The sequence below is a fragment of the Vibrio sp. HI00D65 genome (genome assembly GCF_001635455.1).
In the GTDB taxonomy this organism is placed as follows: Bacteria; Pseudomonadota; Gammaproteobacteria; order Enterobacterales; family Vibrionaceae; genus Vibrio.
Map to the genome: position 1 here is coordinate 62,545 of NZ_LWEH01000151.1, position 24,582 is coordinate 87,126.

19 protein-coding genes and 1 pseudogene are annotated in these 24,582 nt (G+C 43.6%); 13 read left to right on the plus strand and 7 right to left on the minus strand.

From position 1 onward, the window contains the following. Positions 1-12: 12 nt before the first annotated feature. The gene (locus A3712_RS13230; protein WP_063523886.1) at positions 13-2,577 is read right to left on the minus strand and encodes an ATP-binding protein; all 2,565 of its coding nucleotides are present in this window, start codon (positions 2,575-2,577) and stop codon (positions 13-15) included. Between the two features lie 847 nt (positions 2,578-3,424). On the opposite strand from A3712_RS13230, the gene A3712_RS13235 reads away from it, so the two are divergent. From A3712_RS13235 to A3712_RS13250, 3 genes are all read left to right on the plus strand, one after another. Beyond that, complete coding sequence (locus A3712_RS13235) at positions 3,425-4,861, plus strand: glyceraldehyde-3-phosphate dehydrogenase (protein WP_063523835.1); 1,437 nt, start codon at positions 3,425-3,427, stop codon at positions 4,859-4,861. Positions 4,862-5,396: 535 nt separating this feature from the next. Next, a complete protein-coding gene (locus A3712_RS13245; protein ID WP_008217274.1) occupies positions 5,397-5,627 on the plus strand; it encodes a hypothetical protein in 231 nt (76 codons plus the stop codon). Between the two features lie 47 nt (positions 5,628-5,674). After that, complete coding sequence (locus tag A3712_RS13250) at positions 5,675-6,838, plus strand: alpha/beta hydrolase (protein ID WP_063523837.1); 1,164 nt, start codon at positions 5,675-5,677, stop codon at positions 6,836-6,838. A gap of 94 nt (positions 6,839-6,932) precedes the next feature. Here the strand turns inward: A3712_RS13250 and A3712_RS13255 are convergent, their stop codons facing one another. The 3 genes from A3712_RS13255 to A3712_RS13265 all read right to left on the minus strand — a co-directional run bounded on the left by A3712_RS13255 (position 6,933) and on the right by A3712_RS13265 (position 9,036). Next, positions 6,933-7,547, minus strand: coding sequence for a LysE family translocator (locus tag A3712_RS13255; RefSeq protein WP_063523838.1), 615 nt, complete (start codon positions 7,545-7,547; stop codon positions 6,933-6,935). Positions 7,548-7,660: 113 nt separating this feature from the next. Then, positions 7,661-8,581, minus strand: a complete 921-nt coding sequence (locus A3712_RS13260; RefSeq protein WP_063523839.1) for a LysR family transcriptional regulator — start codon at positions 8,579-8,581, stop codon at positions 7,661-7,663. Further along, complete coding sequence (locus tag A3712_RS13265) at positions 8,575-9,036, minus strand: Lrp/AsnC family transcriptional regulator (protein ID WP_063523840.1); 462 nt, start codon at positions 9,034-9,036, stop codon at positions 8,575-8,577. Before A3712_RS13265 ends, A3712_RS13260 begins: the two co-directional genes overlap by 7 nt. Positions 9,037-9,267: 231 nt before the next feature. Between A3712_RS13265 and yjeH the strand changes: the two genes are divergently transcribed. Next, entirely contained in the window at positions 9,268-10,527 is a 1,260-nt protein-coding gene (gene yjeH, locus A3712_RS13270) for an L-methionine/branched-chain amino acid transporter (RefSeq protein WP_063523841.1), read from the plus strand. A 21-nt stretch (positions 10,528-10,548) separates the two neighbouring features. On the opposite strand, the pseudogene pdxR reads toward yjeH, so the two are convergent. Then, positions 10,549-11,868: pseudogene (pdxR, locus tag A3712_RS13275) on the minus strand (MocR-like pyridoxine biosynthesis transcription factor PdxR); the annotation flags it as partial. Positions 11,869-11,962: 94 nt separating this feature from the next. Between pdxR and A3712_RS13280 the strand changes: the two are divergent. Together A3712_RS13280 and A3712_RS13285 are read left to right on the plus strand one after the other, a co-directional pair. Continuing rightward, positions 11,963-12,622, plus strand: a complete 660-nt coding sequence (locus tag A3712_RS13280) for a pyridoxamine 5'-phosphate oxidase family protein (protein ID WP_063523842.1) — start codon at positions 11,963-11,965, stop codon at positions 12,620-12,622. A gap of 82 nt (positions 12,623-12,704) precedes the next feature. Continuing rightward, positions 12,705-13,595, plus strand: a complete 891-nt coding sequence (locus A3712_RS13285; protein ID WP_063523843.1) for an urea transporter — start codon at positions 12,705-12,707, stop codon at positions 13,593-13,595. Between the two features lie 9 nt (positions 13,596-13,604). Here the strand turns inward: A3712_RS13285 and A3712_RS13290 are convergent, their stop codons facing one another. Continuing rightward, positions 13,605-14,612 (minus strand): AraC family transcriptional regulator, encoded by a 1,008-nt coding sequence (locus A3712_RS13290; protein WP_063523844.1) that lies wholly within the window; start codon positions 14,610-14,612, stop codon positions 13,605-13,607. Between the two features lie 132 nt (positions 14,613-14,744). Here A3712_RS13290 and A3712_RS13295 point away from each other — a divergent pair, with 132 nt between their 5' ends. The 6 genes from A3712_RS13295 to A3712_RS13320 all read left to right on the plus strand — a co-directional run bounded on the left by A3712_RS13295 (position 14,745) and on the right by A3712_RS13320 (position 21,546). Further along, entirely contained in the window at positions 14,745-15,095 is a 351-nt protein-coding gene (locus A3712_RS13295; protein WP_063523845.1) for a hypothetical protein, read from the plus strand. After that, complete coding sequence (locus tag A3712_RS13300; protein WP_063523846.1) at positions 15,089-16,312, plus strand: HlyD family secretion protein; 1,224 nt, start codon at positions 15,089-15,091, stop codon at positions 16,310-16,312. The genes A3712_RS13295 and A3712_RS13300 overlap by 7 nt, the downstream gene beginning before the upstream one ends. A 693-nt stretch (positions 16,313-17,005) precedes the next feature. Next, positions 17,006-18,244, plus strand: a complete 1,239-nt coding sequence (gene codB, locus A3712_RS13305; RefSeq protein ID WP_063523847.1) for a cytosine permease — start codon at positions 17,006-17,008, stop codon at positions 18,242-18,244. A 9-nt stretch (positions 18,245-18,253) separates the two neighbouring features. Then, positions 18,254-19,531 (plus strand): cytosine deaminase, encoded by a 1,278-nt coding sequence (locus A3712_RS13310; protein ID WP_063523848.1) that lies wholly within the window; start codon positions 18,254-18,256, stop codon positions 19,529-19,531. Between the two features lie 363 nt (positions 19,532-19,894). Continuing rightward, entirely contained in the window at positions 19,895-20,107 is a 213-nt protein-coding gene (gene cspE / locus A3712_RS13315; protein WP_004740083.1) for a transcription antiterminator/RNA stability regulator CspE, read from the plus strand. A 422-nt stretch (positions 20,108-20,529) separates the two neighbouring features. Then, positions 20,530-21,546 (plus strand): GGDEF domain-containing protein, encoded by a 1,017-nt coding sequence (locus tag A3712_RS13320; RefSeq protein WP_063523887.1) that lies wholly within the window; start codon positions 20,530-20,532, stop codon positions 21,544-21,546. A 127-nt stretch (positions 21,547-21,673) separates the two neighbouring features. On the opposite strand, the gene A3712_RS13325 is transcribed toward A3712_RS13320, so the two are convergent. Further along, complete coding sequence (locus tag A3712_RS13325) at positions 21,674-22,273, minus strand: malate synthase (RefSeq protein WP_063523849.1); 600 nt, start codon at positions 22,271-22,273, stop codon at positions 21,674-21,676. A gap of 184 nt (positions 22,274-22,457) precedes the next feature. Here A3712_RS13325 and A3712_RS13330 point away from each other — a divergent pair, with 184 nt between their 5' ends. Continuing rightward, a complete protein-coding gene (locus tag A3712_RS13330; protein ID WP_082856241.1) occupies positions 22,458-23,975 on the plus strand; it encodes a DUF3612 domain-containing protein in 1,518 nt (505 codons plus the stop codon). Positions 23,976-24,582 lie beyond the last annotated feature (607 nt).

A 24,582-nucleotide genomic window follows, 5' to 3' on the forward strand; every position in this document is an offset into this window, starting at 1 on the left:
TCCAGTTATCAGTTAGACAATATCGAGGCTGCTAAACAAGTCGTAGAGTTGGTGAGATTTATAAGGCTTGGGTAAATACGCATTCATGCCTGCATCAAAGCAACCTTTGATATCTTCTTCTAACACACTTGCGGTTAAGGCGATAATTGGCAGTGGTGTCGTTTGTTGCTCAACCTCCCACTGTCGGATTGCTCTGGTCGCGGTTATTCCATCCATGACTGGCATCATGCAATCCATCAATACGGCGTCAAATTGCGCGCCCTGAGTAATAACATCAACCGCCTCTTGTCCATTACTAGCAATTAAATACTCGTAGCCAGCTTGTTCAAGAAAGAAGCTCGCTATCTTCTGGTTCATCAAGTTATCTTCGACAATCAAGATACGTCGATTCAGAGGACGCACTGCTTCTTTTTCTGATTGCGCTTCGGGTACTGGCTCTTCATTCGCATCAAGTGACAATAGACTATTCAAGAAACGCCGTCCCAGGAATGGCAGTGTATGAGTTGATTGAACGGACTCTGTAATCACATTAATTTTGAATAAGTGGTGCTGACAAACAATCACGCGGTCTAACGGGTACTGTTCTTTCAACGCCGCTAAATCACTCTGCAATGAGTGATGTAAGGTATGACAATACAGTACAAAGTCGCTCTCTTTGATCTCTTTATTTAGCGACGATATCGATCCCACCACCTTGGGTTTTATATTGAGGCGCTCACACTCTTTGACTAGTTGATCGAGATAGTTAAAAGAGTTGGAAATGATCGTCGCACGATTTAAATTTTCAAAGCTTTGAACTTGCGTCTCGATTACATCGACATACAGACAAAACGTAAAGGTAGAACCTTCACCCTTTACTGAACGGGCAGTGATGTATCCACCCATTAAGTCGACAAGCTGCCTACAGATTGCTAACCCAAGCCCTGTGCCACCAAACTGACGCGTGATACTGCCATCCTCTTGAGTGAAGGGCTCAAAGATGGACTCTAGTTTCTCTGATTCAATACCAATGCCTGTATCCGAAACACTGCACTCGAGTTTGCCTCTACCCATCGACATTGGCGTATAGGCGATGTCCGTTGTAATGGTGCCGTTGGAGGTGAACTTGATGGCATTCGACAATAAATTCGTCAGCACCTGTCTAACACGATACTCATCGAAGAAAAGTTGCGGTGGTGTTTGGGAATCAATGTTTACATCGAGCTCAATGTCTTGACTGATCGCCTTAGATAAAATCACGCTCACAGAGTCATAGACGGCTTCACGTAAGTCAGCATTGTGTGGAGAGAGCATGAGGTTACCCGACTCAATCTTAGACAAGTCGAGAATGTCATTCAGCAGCACCAGTAATGAATGCGATGACGACTCAATATCCCCAAGTACCTCTTGTTGGTTAGGACTTAGCTTACTCTGCGATAAAATCTCCGCCATACCAATGATCCCATTTAAGGGAGTTCGGATCTCATGAGACATATTGGCGAGGAATGCACTTTTCGCCTTATTAGCCGACACAGCATCTTCTTTGGCTTCAATGAGCTCTTGATTACGTTGGTAGGTGCGTTCCATCACCCTATTTAAAGTTTCAGTAAACTCTACGAGCTCGTCATTGCCCTCGATTTTTATGGTGTTCGGCTTGCCATCGTTACCAGCGCATTCTAAAACGCCCTTCAAGATCGTTGATAGATTTTTGTTCAAGCGAATAGAGATCATGGCTCCCAACCACAACAACACACCCGAAAGAGCAAGGATCAAGAGCGAGATCACTAAAGTTTGTCTTTTCTGCAACACAATGTTGTTTGTTAAGTCAAACTGCAATTGCTTGGTGTAAGCACTGATCGCTTGAGAAATGGCTCGCTTTTTGACCTCTAGACTTTTTAAGTGCTCATACACTTCGGGCGATGAAAGTTCTCCTTCAAGGATTCGTGTTGCGAACTTGTCTTGAAACCCATCTTGAGAAACTGTATTAAGAAGTTGCCTAATACTCGGAGAGCTCGTATCTGATTGGAAAAAGGTCTCTAATAACTGCTTCTGTCGATCTAACGCACTGATGTAACTCAGTAGATATTGATTTTTTTGCTCAGGCGAACGGTACAAGCTGTAGCTCAACCATGCTTCTCGCTGGCTCCAAAACACATAGTTAGTGAGGTGGACGAACATCGCATCAGCTTGACTAATGTCTTCATCCAATAAAGCCACCCGATATTCGGATAACTGAAGCATCACGCCTTTTAATAATCCAAAAGCCTTCTCTATTAACACCTGATTGCCAGAACCTAGCGTCGCATTAGTCAGGCTCATTACTACATTCTTCAATTCGGTTAGCGGAGGCTCAATATTTAGGTTTTCATCAGACTGCTTTAATCGAGCCCCGTACTGAGAAAACCTATCCAACTCTGATTGCAGGGTTAAAAGCAACTGGCCTTTCTCAGAAGAGTCATTAGACAGAACTAACCATCGATGTGCATTACTTGAAACCGTGTTAAAAGATTGAAGAGCTTCAACCTTAATTCGTGTAGTTTCAAGATTCTTCATCTTCGTATCGTTCTTGATCACTTGGTTGACTGTAAACCCAAACATGGTGAATACAGGCACAGTAGTAAGAAGAATTAGAAGCCATCTAATTGACATGTTTATCATTTTTATAACTACTCCCTTCCAGAAAGTAATTTAACCCAGCCCAAATAAAGAATAGGACATTAACAGCGGTTATTGATCAAATTGGATATGAACAAACGATACTCTGAGTCCGGAAAGGCAAATAATGTGCAGTGTACGAAGCAAACGCTGGTACCAGAATAGTAAATCAATGAAACGTTTCATTTCCGAGAGAGAGTTATTATCGCTCGTATAACACGTAAAGAAGTCACGCTGTCAGGTCAGAAAGGCAACAAGTCAAAGTGCTAGGTACGAACAAATTACTAAATTAAGGCTAAATTTGTGATATCCAAACGTTTGCGCTCTGCATTTTTTTCACGCAACGATAGTTTATTTGAAGGCCAAACAAAAAACAGACTGGCTGGCTTACTTGTTGTTTACTATTTACGTGTAAATTGGGTTGACCCTCACAGCTTTAATGATCACTATGACTTTAATTACATATCATATTTTGATTTGAGTATTTTTTGGCGGAAATTAAGTGCTACAGATTGTTAAAGTCAATAGCCTTTATCTACGCATAAAACTTGATTTATGGCTAATATCACGCCAAGTTACAGATAATTTATCTGCATTTATTTTTCCTAGCAGAATAACTAGTCGTATCTTACAATCCTGCCACATAAAAATTACAAGTTACACACAACGCATATCAAGCACATATAAGTGGCACAAAAGACCAGCGCTTGATAGCTCAACCTCCTATGCTAATTGGCTTCCCTACAATCGCCATGACTGCAGAACTTAACGTGAAAGGTCCCGAGTAAAGATGAGTCCCGAAAAGCACCTCCTAGACTGGCAAACTAGTCAAACTATTGCTGAATCCATCGCTCCAACTTTAGGTCAGTTATACCGCCAAAAAGGCGTAGAAGTTATCCTCTTCGGTAAGACCTTAGTCAACGCAACAACGATCGACATAATCAAAGCTCACCGCATCGCAAAACGCTACACAGGTTCACCGCTAACCGCAGAACAAACTCAACCAATTATCCAACACCTACTATCAATGCGCTTGTCTCCTTGCCGCGTGGATGTTGGTCGTCTAGCAGCTCAATACTGGGAAAACCACGAAGACCTCAGCGCGATGGATGATTTCCTTCAAACGGCTCTAATGGGTTCATTAGAAGGCGAAGCGATGACCACACCTCGCGACGTTGTCTTATACGGCTTTGGTCGTATCGGTCGTCTACTAACTCGTATTCTTGTAGAAAAAAGCGGCCCAGGTTACCCACTTCGTTTACGTGCAATTGTGGTTCGTGGTGGTAAAGACGGTGATTTAGAAAAACGTGCAAGTCTACTACGTCGTGACTCAGTCCATGGCCAGTTCAATGGCAGCATCGTTGTAGACCAAGAACGTAAAGCGATCATCGTTAACGGTAATTTCATCCAAGTTATCTACGCAAATAAACCAGAAGACGTGGATTATACGGCTTACGGAATCAATAATGCTTTAGTTGTTGATAACACAGGTGTCTGGCGCGACGCAGAAGGTCTAAACCAACACTTAGCTTGTAACGGTGCAAGCAAAGTACTGCTTACTGCACCAGGCAAAGGTGACATCAAAAACGTTGTGTTCGGTGTAAATGAAGATGTGATTCAACCTGAGGACACCATCATCTCGGCGGCAAGCTGTACAACGAACGCGATTACACCAGTGTTGAAAGCAGTTCACGACAAGTTTGGCGTTCTGTCTGGTCATATCGAAACGGTTCACTCATTCACCAATGACCAAAACCTGATTGATAACTTCCATTCAGGTGACCGTCGTGGCCGTGCTGCTTCATTGAACATGGTACTGACATCGACTGGCGCTGCAAAAGCAGTATCAAAAGCGATGCCAGAAATGGAAGGCAAGCTAACAGGTAACGCGATTCGCGTACCTACGCCAAATGTTTCAATGGCAGTAGCAAACCTAAACCTTGAGAAAGGTACCAACAAAGAAGAGCTAAACACGTACCTACGTGAAATGGCACTATCTTCCGCCCTATCTGCTCAAATCGATTACACAGACTCAACTGAAATCGTTTCTACAGACTTAGTTGGCTCTCGTCACCCTTGCGTTGTTGACGGTGTTGCAACTATCGCACAAGACAATCGCGCAGTTCTATACATTTGGTACGACAACGAGTTTGGCTACAGCTGCCAAGTTGTTCACTGTATGGAACAAATGATGGGCGTACGCTACAAAACTTACCCAGCGGTTTAATACCTCTGAGTAAAACAAGCTCCACAACATAATAACTATATCCGCGAAGCCTGTTTCAGGCTTCGCATCCCCTTCTGTTTTACTCCCCCGTATAAACAGGAGGGTTGCCACTTAGATCTGATCTCTCTAACGGGTCTAAGTGGCCTTTTTATATCAGAAGTTCTGATAAACAATCACTTCTAAAGCTCTACCTCGATATCAGACTGAATCGCCTAGTGAATTAGCAAATGGCATACTCGGTTTTGCTTCCACTTCTTTGCCAAGCGTTGAGACAAATACTTTGATTGCACTGTTCACATTGAATACAGAACATATAGAGGCTCCAGTAATTTTTATTAACTGTAAGTACTTTGCATACAGTGACTTATTCCAAACCCTATAGAGCATCAAGCGTACCAACTTTTAATTTCTTGATTTTTATGGAATCAAAGCAAACACACTCGTGTCATAGTGACTCTCGGTAATTATTTGCGGCGTTCATGTTTCGTTCAGAAAAGGAGCGATAAAGTAACAACATAGAAAAAGAGGAATGAATATGAAAAATATATTAGTTACGATTGTTGCGCTATTTACTGGCCTTTTGGCGCTATTCACAAGCTTGATCCTTGCTATTCCTTTGGCTATCGCAGCATTAATCACAGGCAAGCGCATTCAAAATCAAATGAAGAAACAAGGCTTCGCAGCTCATATGAACACTCACCACTCATCAACATCTGATGCTGGTGTTATTGAAGGCGAATATGAAGACCTTTCAAATAGAAAATAGTCTGAGCTTTTGCTTCAAGACAACAACCATAGAGACTACACCAAACAATGCACAGAAAGACTATTCTAACTCTGCTCGCTATTACGACTTTAGGTCTCGTTGGCTGCTCTAACGAGACCATCACTCCAGCTTACGAAGCTTCGCCAAGCCTGCCTGAATATCAACAAGGCAGCTTCGATGACTATGTGACCGAAACTCAAGACTGGCTATTAAAAAACCGAGTGTTCATCACCGAAGACAAGCAACTAGAGGTTCAACTTAATTCACCCACTGAGTACAAACCGACCTCACCTAATGGTAAAGCAGTTCTGTTGGTTCATGGTTTAGGTGACTCGCCGTATTCATTTAAAGACATAGCAGAACATTTAGCCGACCAAGGTTACTTAGTGAGAACCGTGCTGCTTCCAGGCCACGGCAGCCGTGCAGGTGACTTAATGCAACCGCATCTCGAAGATTGGCAAGGCGTGGTGGCTCACCATACTAAGTTACTTGAGCAAGAGTACGATTCAGTATGGCTTGGTGGCTACTCTACCGGTGCAAACCTTGTGACTTCACAAGCGATAAAAGATCCAAAGATCGCAGGGTTACTGCTATTTTCACCTGCATTTCAACCGAACTCATCGGCCGTGCAATACGCGGGGCTAGCGAGCTATTTTGTGACTTGGGCGGATCAAGATCCAGAAGACAACATACTGCGTTATAACTCACTGCCAATGAACGGAGCATCGGTATACTATGAGACCTCAGAAATTGTTCGTGACGACTTAAAAGAGAAGCAATTCGACAAACCAGTGTTCATTATGATGAGTGAAGGCGACAGTGTGATTGACACTAATTTCGTCCAGCAGGCGTTTACTGAGTCTATGCCAAACCCAAATAATGTTTTGGTGTGGCAAGGAGAAACGAAACTCGATGACCCTCGCGCTGTTCAATACAGCATGAAGATCCCCGAACAACATATCTCGAACGGTTCTCACATGGGCTTGTTGTTCTCACCAAACAATCCATATTACGGTATCAATGGTAGTGAAAAAATCTGCTCTAACGGACAAGAAGAAGGCTTTGAGGAGAAGTGTAATGCGAACAGCGAAGTGTGGTATTCAGCATGGGGATACCGTGAAGAAGGTAAAAATCACGCTCGCCTAACGTATAACCCTTACTTTTCCGACTCAATGGCCAAACTAGATTCAGTGCTAAACTCGGCAGGTTAGCCAGACAAACTCATAAAAACTAAAAAGCTCACTAGCGATCCACTATGAGCTTTTTTAATACATACCTTTTATTGCGCGATTCCATTGTTTAACGCTATATGGTCCAAACCACGCGCACAGCAAGCAAAATCAAAACCACTCCTGACAGCCGATCAATCAACTGCGCTTTTGAACGGATTCGTTCAACAATGAGAGGGCTAGATAACACCAAGGTGATAAAGGTATACCAAAGGCCATCAACAATCAGCGGAGTCGAGACAATAATCACTTGGTTGGTCAGCTCATTGCCAAGCGCGACAAACTGGCTAAACAGAGCGATGAAGAACAGTGCGATCTTAGGACTCAAGATAGAGATCAAGAAAGCTTCACGAGCAGACTGCATGTAGCTCATCTGTTCACCTGCCTCTAATTTGGCAGCTACACCACCTTTCGAACGCAGAGCATTGACTCCCAAGTACAACAGATAAGCTGCACCCGCCAAGCTAATACCTTTAAATAACGTTGGAGATTGCTCCAATACCACTGCTAAGCCTACGATGGTTGTAAACGCATAAATACCGATACCCGCAGCGTGTGACCAAGCAGCGATAAGCCCGTTAATACGACCACCAGCCAAGCTGTGTTTTGCGATCATTGCTAAACTTGGCCCCGGAGACATCGCTCCCAATAGGCAAATAGCCAATAAAGAAAACCAAATTGTTACCGTCATCATTTCATTCCTAGTCAAACCATGCGTTCTTGCTGAACGCTCTACCATTGATATTTAGCATAATTATTACTAGGTATTATTTGAAATCAAAGATAATCATCATAGCTATAACTTTAATTCATACTGATATTGTAACTCGACTTTTGCATTGCTTGGAATGCCTTTTCTCGAGCCCACTTGTGTGCTGAGTCGTTATCATACTTCGGGTGCCACATTAACCAATAGGTGTGCATTTCGGTTTCGAATGGCAATGGAAAATACTTAACCTCAAGGTGCCTACCTAGGTTATAGGCAATATGTTCCGGTACGATCATCAAATAATCGTCTTGCATTAATACGTTACTCGCCGATGAAAAGAAAGGAACCTTAAATGCCACTCTGCGTTTCAGCCCTTGCTTTTTCAATGCAATATCGGCGTAGCTGTCTTTATCCCCTCCTCCATTCACCTTGATATGAGAGTACTGGACAATATCTTCGGAACTTAACGCCTCTTGCTGAGCCAATGGGTGTGATCTGCGCATTAAACACACAGATTTATCTTCTCCAAGCTTGATACTCGATACATGCTCCGGCTTTTTAGGAAACATGCTGGAAGCCAAATGGATTCCCGATTCATTGAGTGACTTAAGATAGTTTGGCTGCCACAAACGGTAGGCCAAATTGATATTCGGCGCGTCTGCTGATACCTCGGCAACAATCACTGGCAAAATATACTGAGCAACATAGTCACTAGAAGACAATACAAACTCTCCCTGCCACTCTTGTGGTTCAAACTGTTTGTCATCTAGCAGGTGGTCAAACTCACCGAGTAGGTCATCGAGTTTCTCTTTAAGCAAAATAGCTCGATTGGTTGGCACCAGCTTATTACCATCACGCACTAACAGAGGGTCAACACATAAATCTCGTAGTTGGCTAAGTTGGCGACTCACCGCTGATTGTGTGATATGCAGGCGTTGCGCGGCTCGGCTCACATGACACTCTTCAAGAAGGACATGCAATGAACGCAGTAAGTTTAAATTAATATTGCCTAGCATGAATGTACCGTCGGATTCAGCTTGTTAAAAAACTCGGTCAACACAGTATGAGTCATTAGATGGCGAAGCTCTGGATAGCTTTGCAGCTGATCGCGAACTTGATTTAAACGTTCCATACTCTCGACCTCAACATACAGCATCATATCGGTCTCTCCACTAATGGCGTGACACCATTGCACACCATTAATACCATGAATTTGGTTCGCGTAGGACTCGAAGCTATGGTCACTACTCGACAGGTCGAACTTCAACAAAAGATAAGCACTTACGTTTTTAGTTTGGTTGGGCTCAGCGACCAGTGCGCAGTAACCTTTGATTACTTTGTCGCTCTCCAATTTCCTAATTCTCGCATTCACCGCCGAACGAGAGAGGCTAACTGCTCTCGCAATATCGCTCACTGAGCTGCGAGCGCTGGCTTTTAGGATATCCAAAATTTGGCGATCAAATTTATCCATACTTTTACTTCTTCCGATTTATTGTTCTATTTCTAACTTCTAATTTGACACAACTTTGGCACTTATAACAGACGTCGCAGAGGACAGCCGGCACTTTCACACTTAATCCAACAAATACCGTTAAAATGACGGCTGCTTCTGACGTTTCGCTAGCTGTATTACTGATTACGAAAATGTAAGCTTTCATTCACACTCTTACCCAGATAAGAACCATCAAAAGCAGGAGAGCGAATGACACAACTAAAACAAGAAATCACACTAATGTCGGGGATCGGACAGCTTTCAACCACTTTACTTGGTACAGGTTTATTTATGATTCCCGCTATCGCGGCAGGTATTGCAGGTCAATTATCTCTGGTTGCTTGGATAATCCTGTTTATCGCTATTTGCCCTATTGCTCTTACTTTCGCCGCGCTAGGTAAGCGCTACCCGAATGCGGGAGGTACAGCCTATTTTGTTCGCCAAGCGTTTAGCGCCAAACTAGAAACCAGCGTAGCCTGGTTATTTGTCAGTGTTGTTCCAGTTGCAATACCTGCGGGGATCACATTAGCAGGCGGATTTGCTCAACAGCTATTACCAGCCCCGCTCAACACACCGCTTGTTGCTCAGTTTTTTACCGTAATGTTACTTCTCGTGGTTAACCTTATGGGCAGTAAGTCTTCAGGCCGCCTTCAAACCGTGATTGCCCTTTCGATCTTTGCCTTAGTAACCGTTTTTGTTTGGAAAGCAGAGATCACTATAGCCGATATAGCAATACCGAGGCTATCCTCTGACTCTATGTGGTCAATCGGCGCCGCACTGGCCGTGATGTTTTGGTGCTTTGTCGGGATCGAAGCTTTTGCTCATATGGGGGAAGAATTCAAGAACCCTCAACGAGATTTCCCTATTGCTATCGTAGTTGGTTGTTTCGTTGCTGGCTTGGTGTATTGGGCTTGTTCCGTGGTTATCCTCAAACTAGGCGCGTATGGCTCAGCGGAATTTGATGCCGCATCAATCCCATGGGTAACTGAACAAATGTTTGGGAATGGATTTAAAGCTGTTATCAGTGTTCTTGGTTTCTTTGCCTGTTTCGCTAGCCTCAATCTATACACACAAAGCTTGTCCCGTATGATCTGGGCTCAGGCTCGTCAACATCGCCCAGAAGGTAAAATGGCTCAGCTCAATACCCATGGGGTGCCACTTTACCCAACACTAATAGTCTGCTCTATCGCACTTATCTCTTCTATCATTAAGGAGCTTTCCGATTTAGACCTTGAAGTATTTTTGAAGCTCGCAAATGGTATTTTTGTGCTGGTTTATCTACTCGCAATGCTAGCCGCTTGCCGACTTCTGTATGGCGCTTCTCGATACATCGCAATGATTTCATTAGGTATATGTACTGTGGTGTTTATCTGCCTAAGTTGGTCAATGTTATATGCTGTAGCGATTTTTGTGACATTGTCACTCCCTTGGCAGAAGTGGTTTGGTAAACCCGCTGTTTCTATCGATTAGTTGTAAATACTACCGATACCTTTATTGATAAAAAAGCCGAGCGATCTCTTTGATTTTCGGCTTTATTTCTGCCAAACGAACATTCCCGAAACCCAATAACGCTCCATTCCAATCACGCTCAACACTAGAACCATATTCGTAAAAAGAAAATGGGCGAATAATAATACTATCGAGCTCAGCTCTTGTGCTCCATTCATTTTCAGAAATACCACCATCCCATTTGACGGTTACATGCAGTCCCGCCGCTTGGCTTATCACCTTAAGGTCACCATTAAACTCACTTTCAATAGCATCGATCATCGCTTCGTACTTAAGTTTGTACGAACGACGCATCTTCCTAATGTGTCGTAATAAATCGCCTTCACGAACAAAATCAGCCAATGCTTCTTGCGTATGGCTTGCGGTGTCCCCACTGAGCGCATCTTTTATGTCGAGACACTTAGTGACCAAGTGCTCAGGGGCCACTAAATACCCCAAACGAAGGCCATTGAACATCACCTTACTTAGTGAGCCGACATAGATGATTCGGTCATCCAGACCAAGCTTGCCCGCCAACCCTTGCATACTGGTATATGGTCGGTGCGCGAACTGAAACTCACTGTCGTAGTCATCTTCTATGATCCAAGATTGTTTTTTGTTCGCCCAATCAATCAGTTTTAAACGCTGCTCGGTATTAAGCGTAGTCCCAATAGGGTATTGATTACTTGGGGTGACATACAAAGCCTTAGCTTTACTGGAAAGAACTTTATCGATATCAAGCCCAACCTTTTCTCGCACCGCCACACCGTCAAATTTGAGCTTTAACAGAGCAATAATTTTATGGACTTGTCGATACCCAGGTTCTTCCATCAATAGCTCGTCCCCCGTCATCAGCGTTGCCATCAAACCAATGGAAATCGCTTGCTGCGCCCCCGAGGTGATAATAATTCGATCAGCATGACAACGAACAGATCGGCTACTTGCAAGATACCCACTGAGCGCATCTCGCAAGGCCATACTTCCTTGGACATCTTGGTTGCCTGCTATGTTATGACGCGTTGAATGGCGTTGTAATAGCCTTTGCCATTTCGCAAAAGGAAAAGCGTTGAGATCAGGTACTCCGGGGGCGAAACCACTATTGATATCAAGTGTTGTCGCTATGTTTCTACGTGCTACCTGAGCTTGCGCAGCTACCTGACCCGTCTTTTGAACAAGGTTAGGTTGAGAGGAGTTCAAGAAATGTTCAGGCTGTTCGACCGACACATAAAAACCGGAACCTTTTCGACTTTCGATATAGCCTTCCGTGACTAACTGCTCATACGCTTAGATCACGGTATTTCGGCTCACCGACATCGATAGGCTGCATAACTGGATCCAAATAGTGTTTAAAAGTGACTCTATTTAATAGACCAGTTAATCGCTACATTAATCAAAAGGCAATGATTAAGGAGCGATTATGTTATCCAACACGAAAAGAACCACGATTAAAAAAGGGGCTCACAAAGCCGTGTTTGAGCAACAGAAACTGCATCAGATTATTGATGAAAGCTTAATCGCACACATTGCATTGCAAGGTGAACAAGGCCCAATGGTGATACCAATGCTCGCGTGGCGAGTCGATGACATGGTCTATATCCATGGCGCCAAAAACAGTCGCTTACTAAAAGGGCTTAAGAAGGGAGAGCCAACCTGTTTAACATTCACATTATTTGATGGCTGGGTCTTGGCTCGCTCAGCCTTTCATCATAGCGCCCATTATCTTTCTGCTGTGGTGCTCGGATCATTTTCAGTCGTCGACGACAATCAAGAAAAGGATCGCTTGCTGAATATCTTCATTGAGCAGATAGCCCCAGGGAGAACCGACGAGGTTAGACTGAGCAATGAAAAAGAGCTCACTGCGACTGAGTTATTGGCGATACCGCTAGCCGAAGCATCAGTAAAAATTGGGAAGTATGGTGTGAACGACGACAAAGCAGATATGGATATCCCTGTTTGGGCGGGGGTACTTCCTTATCGAACCGTTGTTGGCCCGCTAGAAACTGTACCCGAGCAAGAGGGGCTCATTGAAAAGCCGGATTATCAACAGGCTTATGGTGAACGCTGGTATCAAAATTAACAGACCAAAATGGCCAACGCGTTAAAACTGTATACAATCTGGCTATCAAAAATTTAACATCAGTAAATAGCGTAGCCGAGCGATGCAGACGAATAAGGACTTTCAACAACATCAGGGCTTGCTCAATGGTATTGGGCAAGTCTACTTTACTCCAACAATCATCATGTCTGTTTTATTTCTGATTGCCATCTCAGTCGAATCCCTTCCCCTCTCAGCCCTTACACTATTCGGTGCAGTGAGCAGTTATGTATTTGCTTGCTATACCAGAAAGCCAATCGACAATATCAATAATGGAATGTATGCGTTGAATGGTGCTCTCGTCGCCCTGTTTATCGGAAATATATTTGGGATCACACCCGTCTTAGTGATGGCTACCTTCTTAGGCGCATTGTTTACTGTTCCCATCGCAACCGTAGTATTTGGTTTTAAAAAGTACCTTGGCTATACCAGCGCTTTCGTCATAACAACTTGGTTGATTTATCTAGCTCAGTGGAGCTTGAATCTAACGGTATTTTCTCCTTCTGCCGATGAGCAAGCTACGCACAACAATATAGCGACAATCTTAGAGGCTCACCTACCTCCGTTTATCGTGACCATGCTAAAAGGAGTCAGCCAAGTCAGCTTTATTAACAATACGTGGACGGGATTAATTATTTTAGTTGCTATCATGCTTAACAACATCCGAAACGCTATTTGGGTAGTGTTGGCAGTAGCCATCAGCACTCTGTTTAGTGAGGTAATTGGCGCAGAAGACCAAATGATCACTCAAGGGCTATATGGATACAACGCTGTACTAGCGACACTCGCACTGGTTCTATATCCAAGAGTTTCGTGCTTTTTAGTGATATTAGGCGGTATGTTGAGTTGCCTCGTTACACTCCTATTCCACACTCTTAACTTGCTACCGCTAACCGCACCTTTCATTATCAGCACTTGGGCCATGGTGTACTTATCGAGCAAGCAGCACACCTGATAAAGCTCCCTATAAACCTGTCCTAAACCTTTCGACATACTGCTTCGGAGTCAAGCCACGGTGCTTTTTGAACATTCGCGTAAAGCTTGCCACATTGGTATAACCGAGGCGTCTCGCTACCTCTTCAACAGGTAACGAATAACTCAACAACTCAACGGCAACATTACTCAACGTGTAACCCATAATGGTGGAAAAGTTGACCCCGAGTTTGTGCAGTCGTCGCTGAAACTGCTGCTCAGACAAACCAAGTAAACTCGACACCTTATTCAACGTTGGTAAGCCAAAGTGGCGACTATAGTTGATCATTTCATAGGTCACCTTATGTTCATCACCTGCGTCTGGCATATTGAGATAGTTATCTAAGTCATGGAAATTCATCGCTAAACTCATTTTCCCTTCTGACGGTGAGTGATTCATAGAAAGCCTAGATTTACTCGGTATCCATACCTCAGTTCTTGGTTGTCCCCACTGAATATTGCAACCAAAGTACTCGTGATAAAGCTCAGTATTTTCTCGATATCCGGCAATGGAAACCGCAGATGGCACGAAATCAGGCCCGAGATAACGCCTTAATATCTTCATCATAAAGATCGCAACACGTACGGAATCGTGAACCTTGCCAGTCTCAGAGTATTCAGGGTTGTCATAACACCACTTAATCAAGTTGCCCATTTGCGCCCCATATAAAAAAGCGCCGGATTGCAAGCAATGTAGCCCGATGTTCACGCGTCGAATGGTCGAAGCTAGGTCGTGCCCAGAGAAAAACCAGTTAGCAAGTGGCCCTAATTTCTCGATATCGACTCTATCAGTAAGCTTTAAGATGATGTCTGGATCATTCGTCTTCTGCTCGAGTAAGCCATACCATTTATCCACTTCATTGACCGGAATCAGGTTCATAGCGTTAGCAAATACTGATTTGGGAATGCCCAAAGAGTACATATCTAGCTCGCGATTCGCCGCTGCGTACTGGTATATACCTAAAATTCCTAATGCTCTTAAGAAGTTACAATTATTCATCCGTCGAAAACCCTAGCTGAAAAATCACAGATCACATCGTATAAGAATTATTATTAAAGTAATTAGTAAATTTGCAACCCATAAATCTGATATCAATCACACTCAGCGCTCAATTTAACCTAGGGTATATCAATGAGTTTAGTAAGTGTCCCATTTGTTGGAACTGGCGCTGACACAGCGCTACATGTGGTTGCAGGAGTTGTACTCGTCGCAACGATTGCAGCTGCATGTTACGGGTTCTGGCGTGTCCATGAACTACCAATCAATAAGGCTCACAGTAAAGAGCATCAACAACTCGGTTTGATCACTGCGCTCACTTGGATTGGTTTTTTATGGCACTGGGTGTGGGTACTCGCCGTCATTTTGGCCTTCGTTGATATGGAAAAAGCAATTATCAACCTTAGGGATACATGGAAAGCTCCCGCAACACCGAAAGAAACCAGTAACACTGATAACAAAGATGAGGAGAACCAAGCATGTTAGAAGGCTTAGCTATTTGGGCACTTTTCATCTATTTACTAAGGCTGATTGGTATGCCTTGGAATAAAGGAACGAAAGCCTTTGCGTACCTAGGTGGTACTTCTTGGTTGATGTTTGTGTGGGTAGGACTGATTAACTTTACGCCGATGGATCTCTCAGGTGGTTCCGTCGTTCAATCTCCCCATATTCAATTACGTCCAGATTCAACCAATGTGACGGGGAAAACCACGAAAGTCCATATTCACCCAAACCAAGACGTAGCTGAAGGTCAGTTGGTCTATGAAATTGACGACACCAAATATGTGATCGCTCGAGATAAGGCGAAGGTTCAACTTGAGTCAGCAGAAGTCGCGTTAGACACAGCTCGCCAAGAAGTCAGCATTGCAAAAGTCAGCTACCAATCAGCGCTTGAAGACATCAAAGCCTCGATAGCACAGATTGAGTCAGCAAAAACCGACTTAGTTTTGCAGTCTAAGACACTGGATCGTTATCAAAAGCAAAACAGTGTGGTTGAACACACCATTACAGAATCTGACATCGACCAACAAACCGCAAAGGTCGACTTAGCAACACACAACGTCACTACGCTTGAATCTCAGTTGAGTAAAAAAGAGGTAGATGCAGAGAACGCCAAGTTAAACATCCACAAAGCCGAAACCAATGTAAGTAAGAAGCAAACTGAGGTCGATTCTGCAAAAGCCACATTGGCACAGGCACAGTGGGACTTGAATAGTACCAAAGTAACGGCGCCATCAGATGGCTTTGTTACCAACTTTATTCTTCGTGAAGGGCAACGTGTTTCGATGATACCTCGTATCCAAATGTATACCGAAGAGAAATACGTGTTAATGCGAGTAAACCACCAAGCGATTCGCAACATCAAAGTAGGTCAGCCTGCGGAGTTCGCAACAGCGGTATACCCAGGGAAAATCTTCTCTGCGACAGTAGAAGGAATTGTGGAAGCAACAGGTGAGGCACAAGCCAGCTTATTAGGTATCGATGAACAGGTTCGAGCAACCACAGGTCGAAACCTTCAGAACAAGCACCACTTCGTTCGTTTGAAGATTGATGAAACAGAAGGTTACGACATCCCTGTCGGCTCAGTAGGGCTTGCTTGGGTTAGTGGTGAGAAGCCAATTAGCTTTATGGCCTTCCTCGATGTTATTCGTGGCATCATCATCAGAATGAAGTCTCAACTGTACTTCTTCTACTCTATCTAACCACCTTATGGACTAGAAATACCAAGCCCGAGTGATCATTGATTACTCGGGCTTTTCGTTTGTTGAATACAAACCGATAAGTTTAAACCGGTGAGAAGAGCCAACAGCGTGAACTCCCCACTATTTGTCGTCAAACCGACACCAATTCGCAAAATGCATTTGCATTATGCAAATTGGTAATTTCGAAGCGCTTAAATACGCACCAAATTGCTATCGAACAGCCGATAATCAGGGTTGTTAGAGTTGGCACACTAACTGCAATGTGTGCAGCGACCCTTCTTAAGCCGAGGGTCACCTAGCCAACTGACGTTGTTAGTGAATCAATACTTGTTCACAAAATATATAAGCCAATCGCGGTTATTGTGATTGGCTATTTTTTTACCTATCGTTTACCAAGCTTGCATTTCCTGTATACAGACAACCATTCATACCAATAACATTCAACATTCGTACTCAACCTATACCTTGTTAGTCACCAACAATTGATAGAAAACGTTTTCTGTCAATTTCTATGAAATAATTCACAAAAAAAACCTTATGTTTTATATAAAAATTTTAGCCAAAACTGGTGTTAACGACTGACTACTGACAAATTTAACATTGACTATGTGATTTATATCACCATAATGCGCACGTTTGCCTGCAATATGGCGACCGTTAATTTTAATTTTGATCATTTGCGGAGGTTAAAAAATGGCTGCTGATAATAACTACAGTCTAGGGCCGGTTCCAACATCGGCTAGGAAAGGAGTTGCTTCACTCACCATGGTAATGCTTGGGCTCACTTTCTTCTCTGCAAGTATGTGGACAGGTGGTTCACTGGGGACAGGCCTTTCATTCAACGATTTCTTCCTCGCCGTTCTCATCGGTAACCTAATTCTCGGTATTTACACTTCTTTTCTTGGCTACATTGGCTCATCTACTGGCCTCTCAACTCACCTCCTAGCTCGTTTCTCTTTCGGTACCAAAGGCTCATGGCTTCCTTCAGCCCTACTTGGCGGCACACAAGTCGGTTGGTTTGGCGTAGGTGTGGCTATGTTTGCAATTCCGGTACAAAAAGCGACAGGCATCGATACCAACACACTAATCATCGTATCGGGCTTGTTGATGACAGGAACAGTGTACTTCGGCATCAAAGCGCTAATGGTACTCTCAGCTGTTGCAGTCCCTGCTATCGCGATTCTAGGCGGTTACTCTGTGCTGACAGCGGTAGACAGCGTAGGTGGTTTAGAACAGCTACAGCTTATCAAGCCAGAAACACCAATGGACTTTTCTGTTGCTCTAGCGATGGTTGTGGGTTCATTTGTTAGTGCAGGTACATTAACGGCTGACTTCGTGCGCTTCGGTAAGAAACCAGCAAGTGCGGTACTCATTACTATGGTCGCATTTTTCATCGGTAACTCACTGATGTTCATCTTCGGTGCAGCCGGTGCAGCCGCTACAGGCCAAGCCGACATTTCGGATGTCATGATCGCACAAGGTCTTCTACTTCCGGCGATTATCGTACTAGGTTTAAACATCTGGACGACTAACGAAAACGCACTTTACGCATCAGGTCTAGGCTTCTCAAACATCACCGGAAGTTCAAGTACTACAATGTCTATCATCAACGGCATTATCGGTACCATTTTCGCGCTTTGGTTATACAACAACTTTGTTGGCTGGCTAACGTTCCTTTCGCTAGCGATCCCACCAATTGGTGGCGTAATCATCGCTGACTTCTTCGCGAACCATAAGCGTTACAAAGATTTTGCAAATGCGGAGTTCCAAACCGTTAACTGGGCTGGCATTATCGCGGTTGCAACAGGCGTAGCAGCAGGTCACTTCCTTCCTGGCGTTGTTCCATTGAACGCAGTATTAGGCGGTGCTATCAGTTACCTAGTGCTAAACCCTCTATTGAATAAAAAAGCTCTGAAATCTCAGGCCGCTTAAGGACACACTATGACAACCTTATTAATCAAGAACGCAAAACTTCAAGGCCAAGAAGGCTTGAAACAGATTCTGATTGAAAATGGTCAATTTTCTCGCATTCTCGATAATGACGCTCAAATCAACCATCAGGGCGAAACTCTTGATGCACAAGGCGGCATTGCGGTTTCTCCTTTCTGTGAACCGCACATTCACCTAGACACAACTCAAACAGCTGGTGAGCCTAACTGGAATATCTCTGGTACCTTGTTTGAAGGTATTGAGCGTTGGGCTGAGCGTAAAGAACTGCTTTCAATTGAAGATGTTAAGTCACGTGCGAAGCAAACTTTGAAATGGCAAATTGCCAACGGTGTACAATACGTTCGTACTCACGTAGACGTGTCTGACCCAACGTTAGTCGCGCTAAAAGCGATGGTTGAAGTGCGTGAAGAGATGGAAGAATGGGTCGACATCCAGATCGTTGCATTCCCTCAAGAGGGCATTCTTTCTTACCCGAACGGCAAAGAACTTCTAGAAGAAGCGGTGAAGATCGGTGCTGATGTCATCGGTGCTATTCCGCACTTTGAGTTCACTCGGGAATACGGTGTCGAATCTTTACATTATGTATTTGAACTTGCACGTAAATACGACTGCTTGATCGACGTTCACTGTGATGAAATCGATGACGAGCAATCTCGTTTTGTTGAGACACTTGCAGCCCTAGCTCACAAGTTCGAAATGGGTGAAAAGGTAACGGCAAGCCATACAACAGCAATGGGCTCTTACAATGGTGCTTACGCATCTCGCCTATTCCGCCTATTGAAAATGTCTGGTATCAACTTCGTTGCAAACCCGTTAGTGAACATTCACTTACAAGGTCGTTTCGATGATTACCCTAAACGTCGCGGCGTAACTCGCGTTAAAGAGATGCTCGCTGCCAACATCAACGTTTGTTTTGGCCACGATGATGTCTTTGACCCATGGTACCCACTAGGCACAGCAAACATGCTTCAAGTACTGCATATGGGTCTGCATGTGACTCAAGTGATGGGCTACGACCAAATCAACAACTCGCTTGATTTGATTAGCAAAAACTCTGCTCGCACACTGAATATTCAAGACAACTACGGTATCGAAGAAGGTAAGCCTGGTAGCCTATTGATTCTTCCTGCTGAAAACGGTTTTGATGCAGTGCGTCGTCAAGTGCCTGTGCAGTACTCAGTACGTCACGGTAAAGTGATCGCAGAGACACAACCAGCAAAGACCAAAATTAATCTAGATAAAACGGAAGATGTAAGCTTTAAACGCTAATATCGTCTATAATTATTACCGAATAAAAGGAAGCTGAGATACTTCCTTTTGTTGTGTTATGTGAAGCGATAAAACTCTCACTAATTCAGTGTGTTTTTTGTGGATTCGCACGGTATGACAAAAAAAAACACTGATTTCGCAATCAATGTGTGTACATCTCGAAAGACTGTGTTAACATGCACTCGCTCTGTTAGCCGGAGTTATTTAAGTTAGATGAATAGTAAAAAATTGACATGTAAAATCGTTACCCGTTTTTGTAAGTAGTTTTTCCTTATTTCTTAGCAATATTAAATAATTCAATTATCAGCGCATTGCATTGAATGCAATCAACAATTTAGAAAATTTATGAATAAGGGACAAATTATGTCTAACACAAATACTGGCACTGTAAAATGGTTCAACGAAGAGAAAGGTTTCGGCTTCATTTCTCAAGACAACGGCGGTGCTGACGTATTCGTACACTTCCGTGCTATCGTTTCTGAAGGTTTCAAAACTCTGAAAGAAGGCCAAAAGGTTTCTTTCGAAGTTGAAAACGGTCAAAAAGGCCTACAAGCAGCAAACGTTGTTGCTCAATAATTAGCATTTAGCTAAAAAGAATTTTAAAGCGCTGATTTTTATTCGGCGCTTTTTTATATCTATCGAAAAATTTCTACACCCTCCTGCTACTGAGCACTTCCTCTATCCCACGCTAAACTCACATGCTGCCTAGCAAACAAGCTCATTTCAACTCACTCACTTAAAGCGTCGTGTCTTCGAATCCTTGCCTAACTTCAGTACTGCCATCTACATCGCTGTTGCAATGTGAATAACCCAAAATATGCTTAAAGAACAATCCATTAGATCGCCGTTGTAAGTACACAATCGATATTCATAATAAAAATGAGTGAATTATCCAACCCTCATCCATTAATTATATAATTTTTAAAGCAAAGCTCCTTGAAATCCGCTAACCTTGTCCACAAGTGGCTTTAGTTGGTTTGATATCTGCAGTAAAAACAATGAACAAAGACGAATTTCAGAAATCCACCGCTAACCTAAAAAAAGCGGTGCCTCTTATGATGAAGAACAGGGTGTCGACCACACCTGCAAATTACGCCCTTTGGTACACCTACGTCGATAATGCGATTCCGCAACTGACTAAAGAGATGGATGGCGTGCTGGAGCATTATGGCGTCTGCCCTCCGGCTGTTGGTGAACAGCTTTACAACAATTACGTTGCCAGCAAATCAGAAACCAATATCAATGATCTGCGCGCTAACTTAGAGCTATTGGTATCTGAAGTATCAAACTCTATGAATGATACGCTAACGGATACTTCTGCTTTCTCAGATATGATTGATAAAAGCTTTGAAGATCTGTCTCGCGTCGAAAATGAAAGCCTCTCTATCGACGAGGTGATGTCTCTAGTACGTCAGCTTGTTTCTGAGTCTCGAAACATCCGTCACTCAACTCAATTCTTGAATTCTCAGCTCAACTCAGCGACCTCTGAAATCTCTAAGCTCAAAAGCCAGCTTGTTGAAGTACAGAAAGATGCACTGTTTGACAGCACCACCACCCTATACAATCGTCGCTCTTTTGACCGAGACTTAGCAACCCTCTGCGAAGCGAACCAGTCTCTTTGTTTGATTATCCTCGACATCGACCATTTTAAGAACTTCAACGACACCTATGGTCACCTTTTTGGAGACATGGTTCTAAAAGGCATCGCTCGTAAACTCAAGCTAAGTTGCCGTGAAGGCATTTCTGCTTATCGCTTTGGCGGTGAGGAATTTGCACTGATTGTGCCGAATAAATCAGTACGCATCGCACGCCAACTGGCTGACACCAACCGTCGTTTGTTAGAGAAGCTGTCGATTAAAGACCGTCGCAGTGGTGAACAGGTCGGAAATATTACCGCTTCTTTCGGTGTGGCTGAACTCGAACCTGGAGAGTCACCACATTCATTGATTGAACGCGCAGATAAGTTACTTTACGAAGCAAAGACGCTTGGCCGTAATCGCGTTATGCCTCTTTAAAGGCAATCATTTGCTAGGCTATTGGAGCCAAATACACCTGTTGAATACTAATAAAAACTAGAAAGCCCCAAAGGCGTTACCTTTTGGGCTTTTTGTTTACTGTGCTCTTGGCTCTGAGAACTAGGCTTTAAATTTGGAAGCAATAGTTAAGGCAGTAATCCTCACCACTTTTCGCTCTAAATTCTTTATCTTCACTGCACGCCTTTGGCTTACCCTTTTCATCGCCTTTAACTAGGCTGATCCAGTGGCGCATCGCAGCAATAGTTTCTTGTTGTAAAGTCGTATTCGTTGCTTCAGTTGGTGCTTGACCGAATGTCGTGCACGATTCCAGTTGGATATCATCTATCTCTACCAGTTCAATGCAACCAGTGCCTTTGTGACAACCAAACATCACTTCTAAGTGGCTTCCGCTACCATCACGGAACAAGATTGAATCAGGATCGTTCTTCTCACCCATGTAGGCTACAAAGTGCTTAGGGTGTTTTAAGCCGCTGTGCTGCCCGTCCTTGAAGTAAGCCATGATATGACGATAATCAACTACATAGCTCGTTACATCTTGGTGAGAGCCATGCTCAAGAGGAAATAGACGGTCAAGCAATTGCTTTGCTTTAACTTGCTTCTCACTTTGCCGGTTTGCACTGATTGTCTCCACGGCAAAGACAGCTTCAGCGATAAATGGCTTTGATTGTTTTTGAATTTCTGTTTTATCGAATGTAAGCATATTCATAGTCTTTCCCTCTTGACTAGTCCGGTGAAAACCACCGGTTCATAACGCAAAAATGTGTGCTAGAGCAATTATTCCAAACGAACGTTTAACTTATTTATCGTTTTGTGAATTGCTTAGTTTGTAGATTAGCGCTTTTTTACATACAATTTCACAACAAAAATTTTACAATGTAAATTTTACAAATATGGCCTTGTCAAAAAGTTTAGTTCGTCAGTCACATTTCCTAGGTACGAAGATACGTAACCTTAGGAAGCGTAACCATTTAACGATGGAAGATCTGTCTGCGCGTTGTATTAGAATCAACCCAGAGTATGCACCTTCCGTTTCTTACCTCTCTATGATCGAACGTGGAAAGCGAGTACCAAGCATCGATATGCTTGAAGTCATTGCGCAGGTCTTCCAAAAGAGCCCAACATGGTTTCTTGACGACGAATCAGAACAGCAAGCGATTGCTCCCGACAAAGGTAATCGAGGCGGGATCAGTGGTATGGCTCTTGAGCCTAGCTTCCTTTTCTCTAACGATATCCTGCAAATCGCGATACCAGAGATGTTGTCGCAAACAGGTATCTCCGGGCGCCAATTTGCACATCTTTTGATCAGGGCCCACCAAGAGAGCCACCAGAACCACTTCCCTGACCTTGAGCGGGCTGCAGAAGAGGTAGGTCTAAAGCGACTCAACCTCAGCATAGAAGGTCTAATAGACATCGCTAAAAGCCTCGGAATCAACATCCGCTGGGTAACACGCACACCGCAAGACGTGGTCGATGAACTAGGCATCAATGCCAAACAGTTGGTAACGTCCTTCTTTGAGCCGCCAGGCACGATCTTTTTAAATGAAATCCTCAAGGAGTATCCTACGCGTTTGAAATACGACTTGTCGGTGTATATTGGCCATTGCATTTTGCATAGCAAAGAAGGGTTAAAGAGTGTCTTGTCTGTAGGTAATAACAACACCTGGGACGACAACCAAGTGTCAGGATCCTCTCAACTCAACTCTCAAGATATTTTGCAAGCATGGCGAGATTTTGAATCTAGCTTCTTTGCTGGAGCGCTGCTGTGCCCTAAAGTTCCATTCAGACAATTGCTTGACCGCACCGGTTATGAAATCGACGTTCACGAAAGAGCAGGGGTTTCCCCCTCTGTTGCGATGCGTCGAATGACGGTAGTATCGCCATACCCTCACTGGCACTATTTTGATGCTTATGGACCGGGGAAGCTCAAAGCGGTATACCGCGGGAACGGGATTCCACTGCCTTGGGGAAATATGAGAACGGTCGCCGACCCATGCCAACATTGGGCTGTGTTCCGTCGATTATCTGAGCCCCGTGCGGGTACCTCGGCTCAAATCTCCATCTTGAATGTGGGAGATGAGCCAAGAATCTACTGTTGTGAATCCATCAATATGACGGATCCAGCGGGTAACAATCGCGTATTATGTGCAGGCATAGACCTCAACCCTGCGATTGATGCCCAAGGCGGTAATTCAAGAGAAATAGCAGAGCAGCTCAAGGCTTCATGCGTTAATAATGGCGGTTCTGTAGCTATCCCACGTAACATCAAGAAAGATCTCACGACAATAGCCAAGATTCTAAATATAAATTGGATTGAACGTGGGATTGAAACAGAGGCGAGGCTTATCTGCTCAAGAGGCGGAGAGTGCCCTCGCCAACCAAGCTGTTATTCCAAATGCGGTGAATGTTAATAGCGAAACCAGTCGAGCATGGCTCTTGGCATTCATACTCTGCTTGTTTTGCTTAGCAAAGCTGAGCTAATTAGGGTTAATGGATAATTTGATTTGCTTGGTTTTGGAAGAGAGTAAAAAGTAAAACAAAAATAGAATCTCAAATTCAAACAAAAAAAACCAATCACAAAAGGGTGATTGGTCATGTATTTTGTGTGAACAATAAAGGTTCACTAACAACGTCAGTTGGCTAGGTGACCCTCGGCTTATTAAGGGTCACCTCTGACAATGCAGCATACGTGCCAACTTTCAAACCACCTATTTACTACGCACCTGGACACGTATTAGCCGTAAATTCCTGTTTATTTTGCAAACTGGAATTGCAAATTGCAAATAACAACAAAACGCTAGTGATTATACTGCCATTAAACAATCATTAAAAATTGATTACACTTGAGTCAAATCACTATTTTTTAGTTTATTCAATAGTTTTAGCCTCCACCAGCTCTCTTCTCTTCAGAACATCACGCATAAAAAACGCGAACATTGATAATCAATATTCGCGCTTATTCGATTCAATACAAACTGGGGATATTTCTTAGAAACAAGGCTCTACCCAGCACCCTAT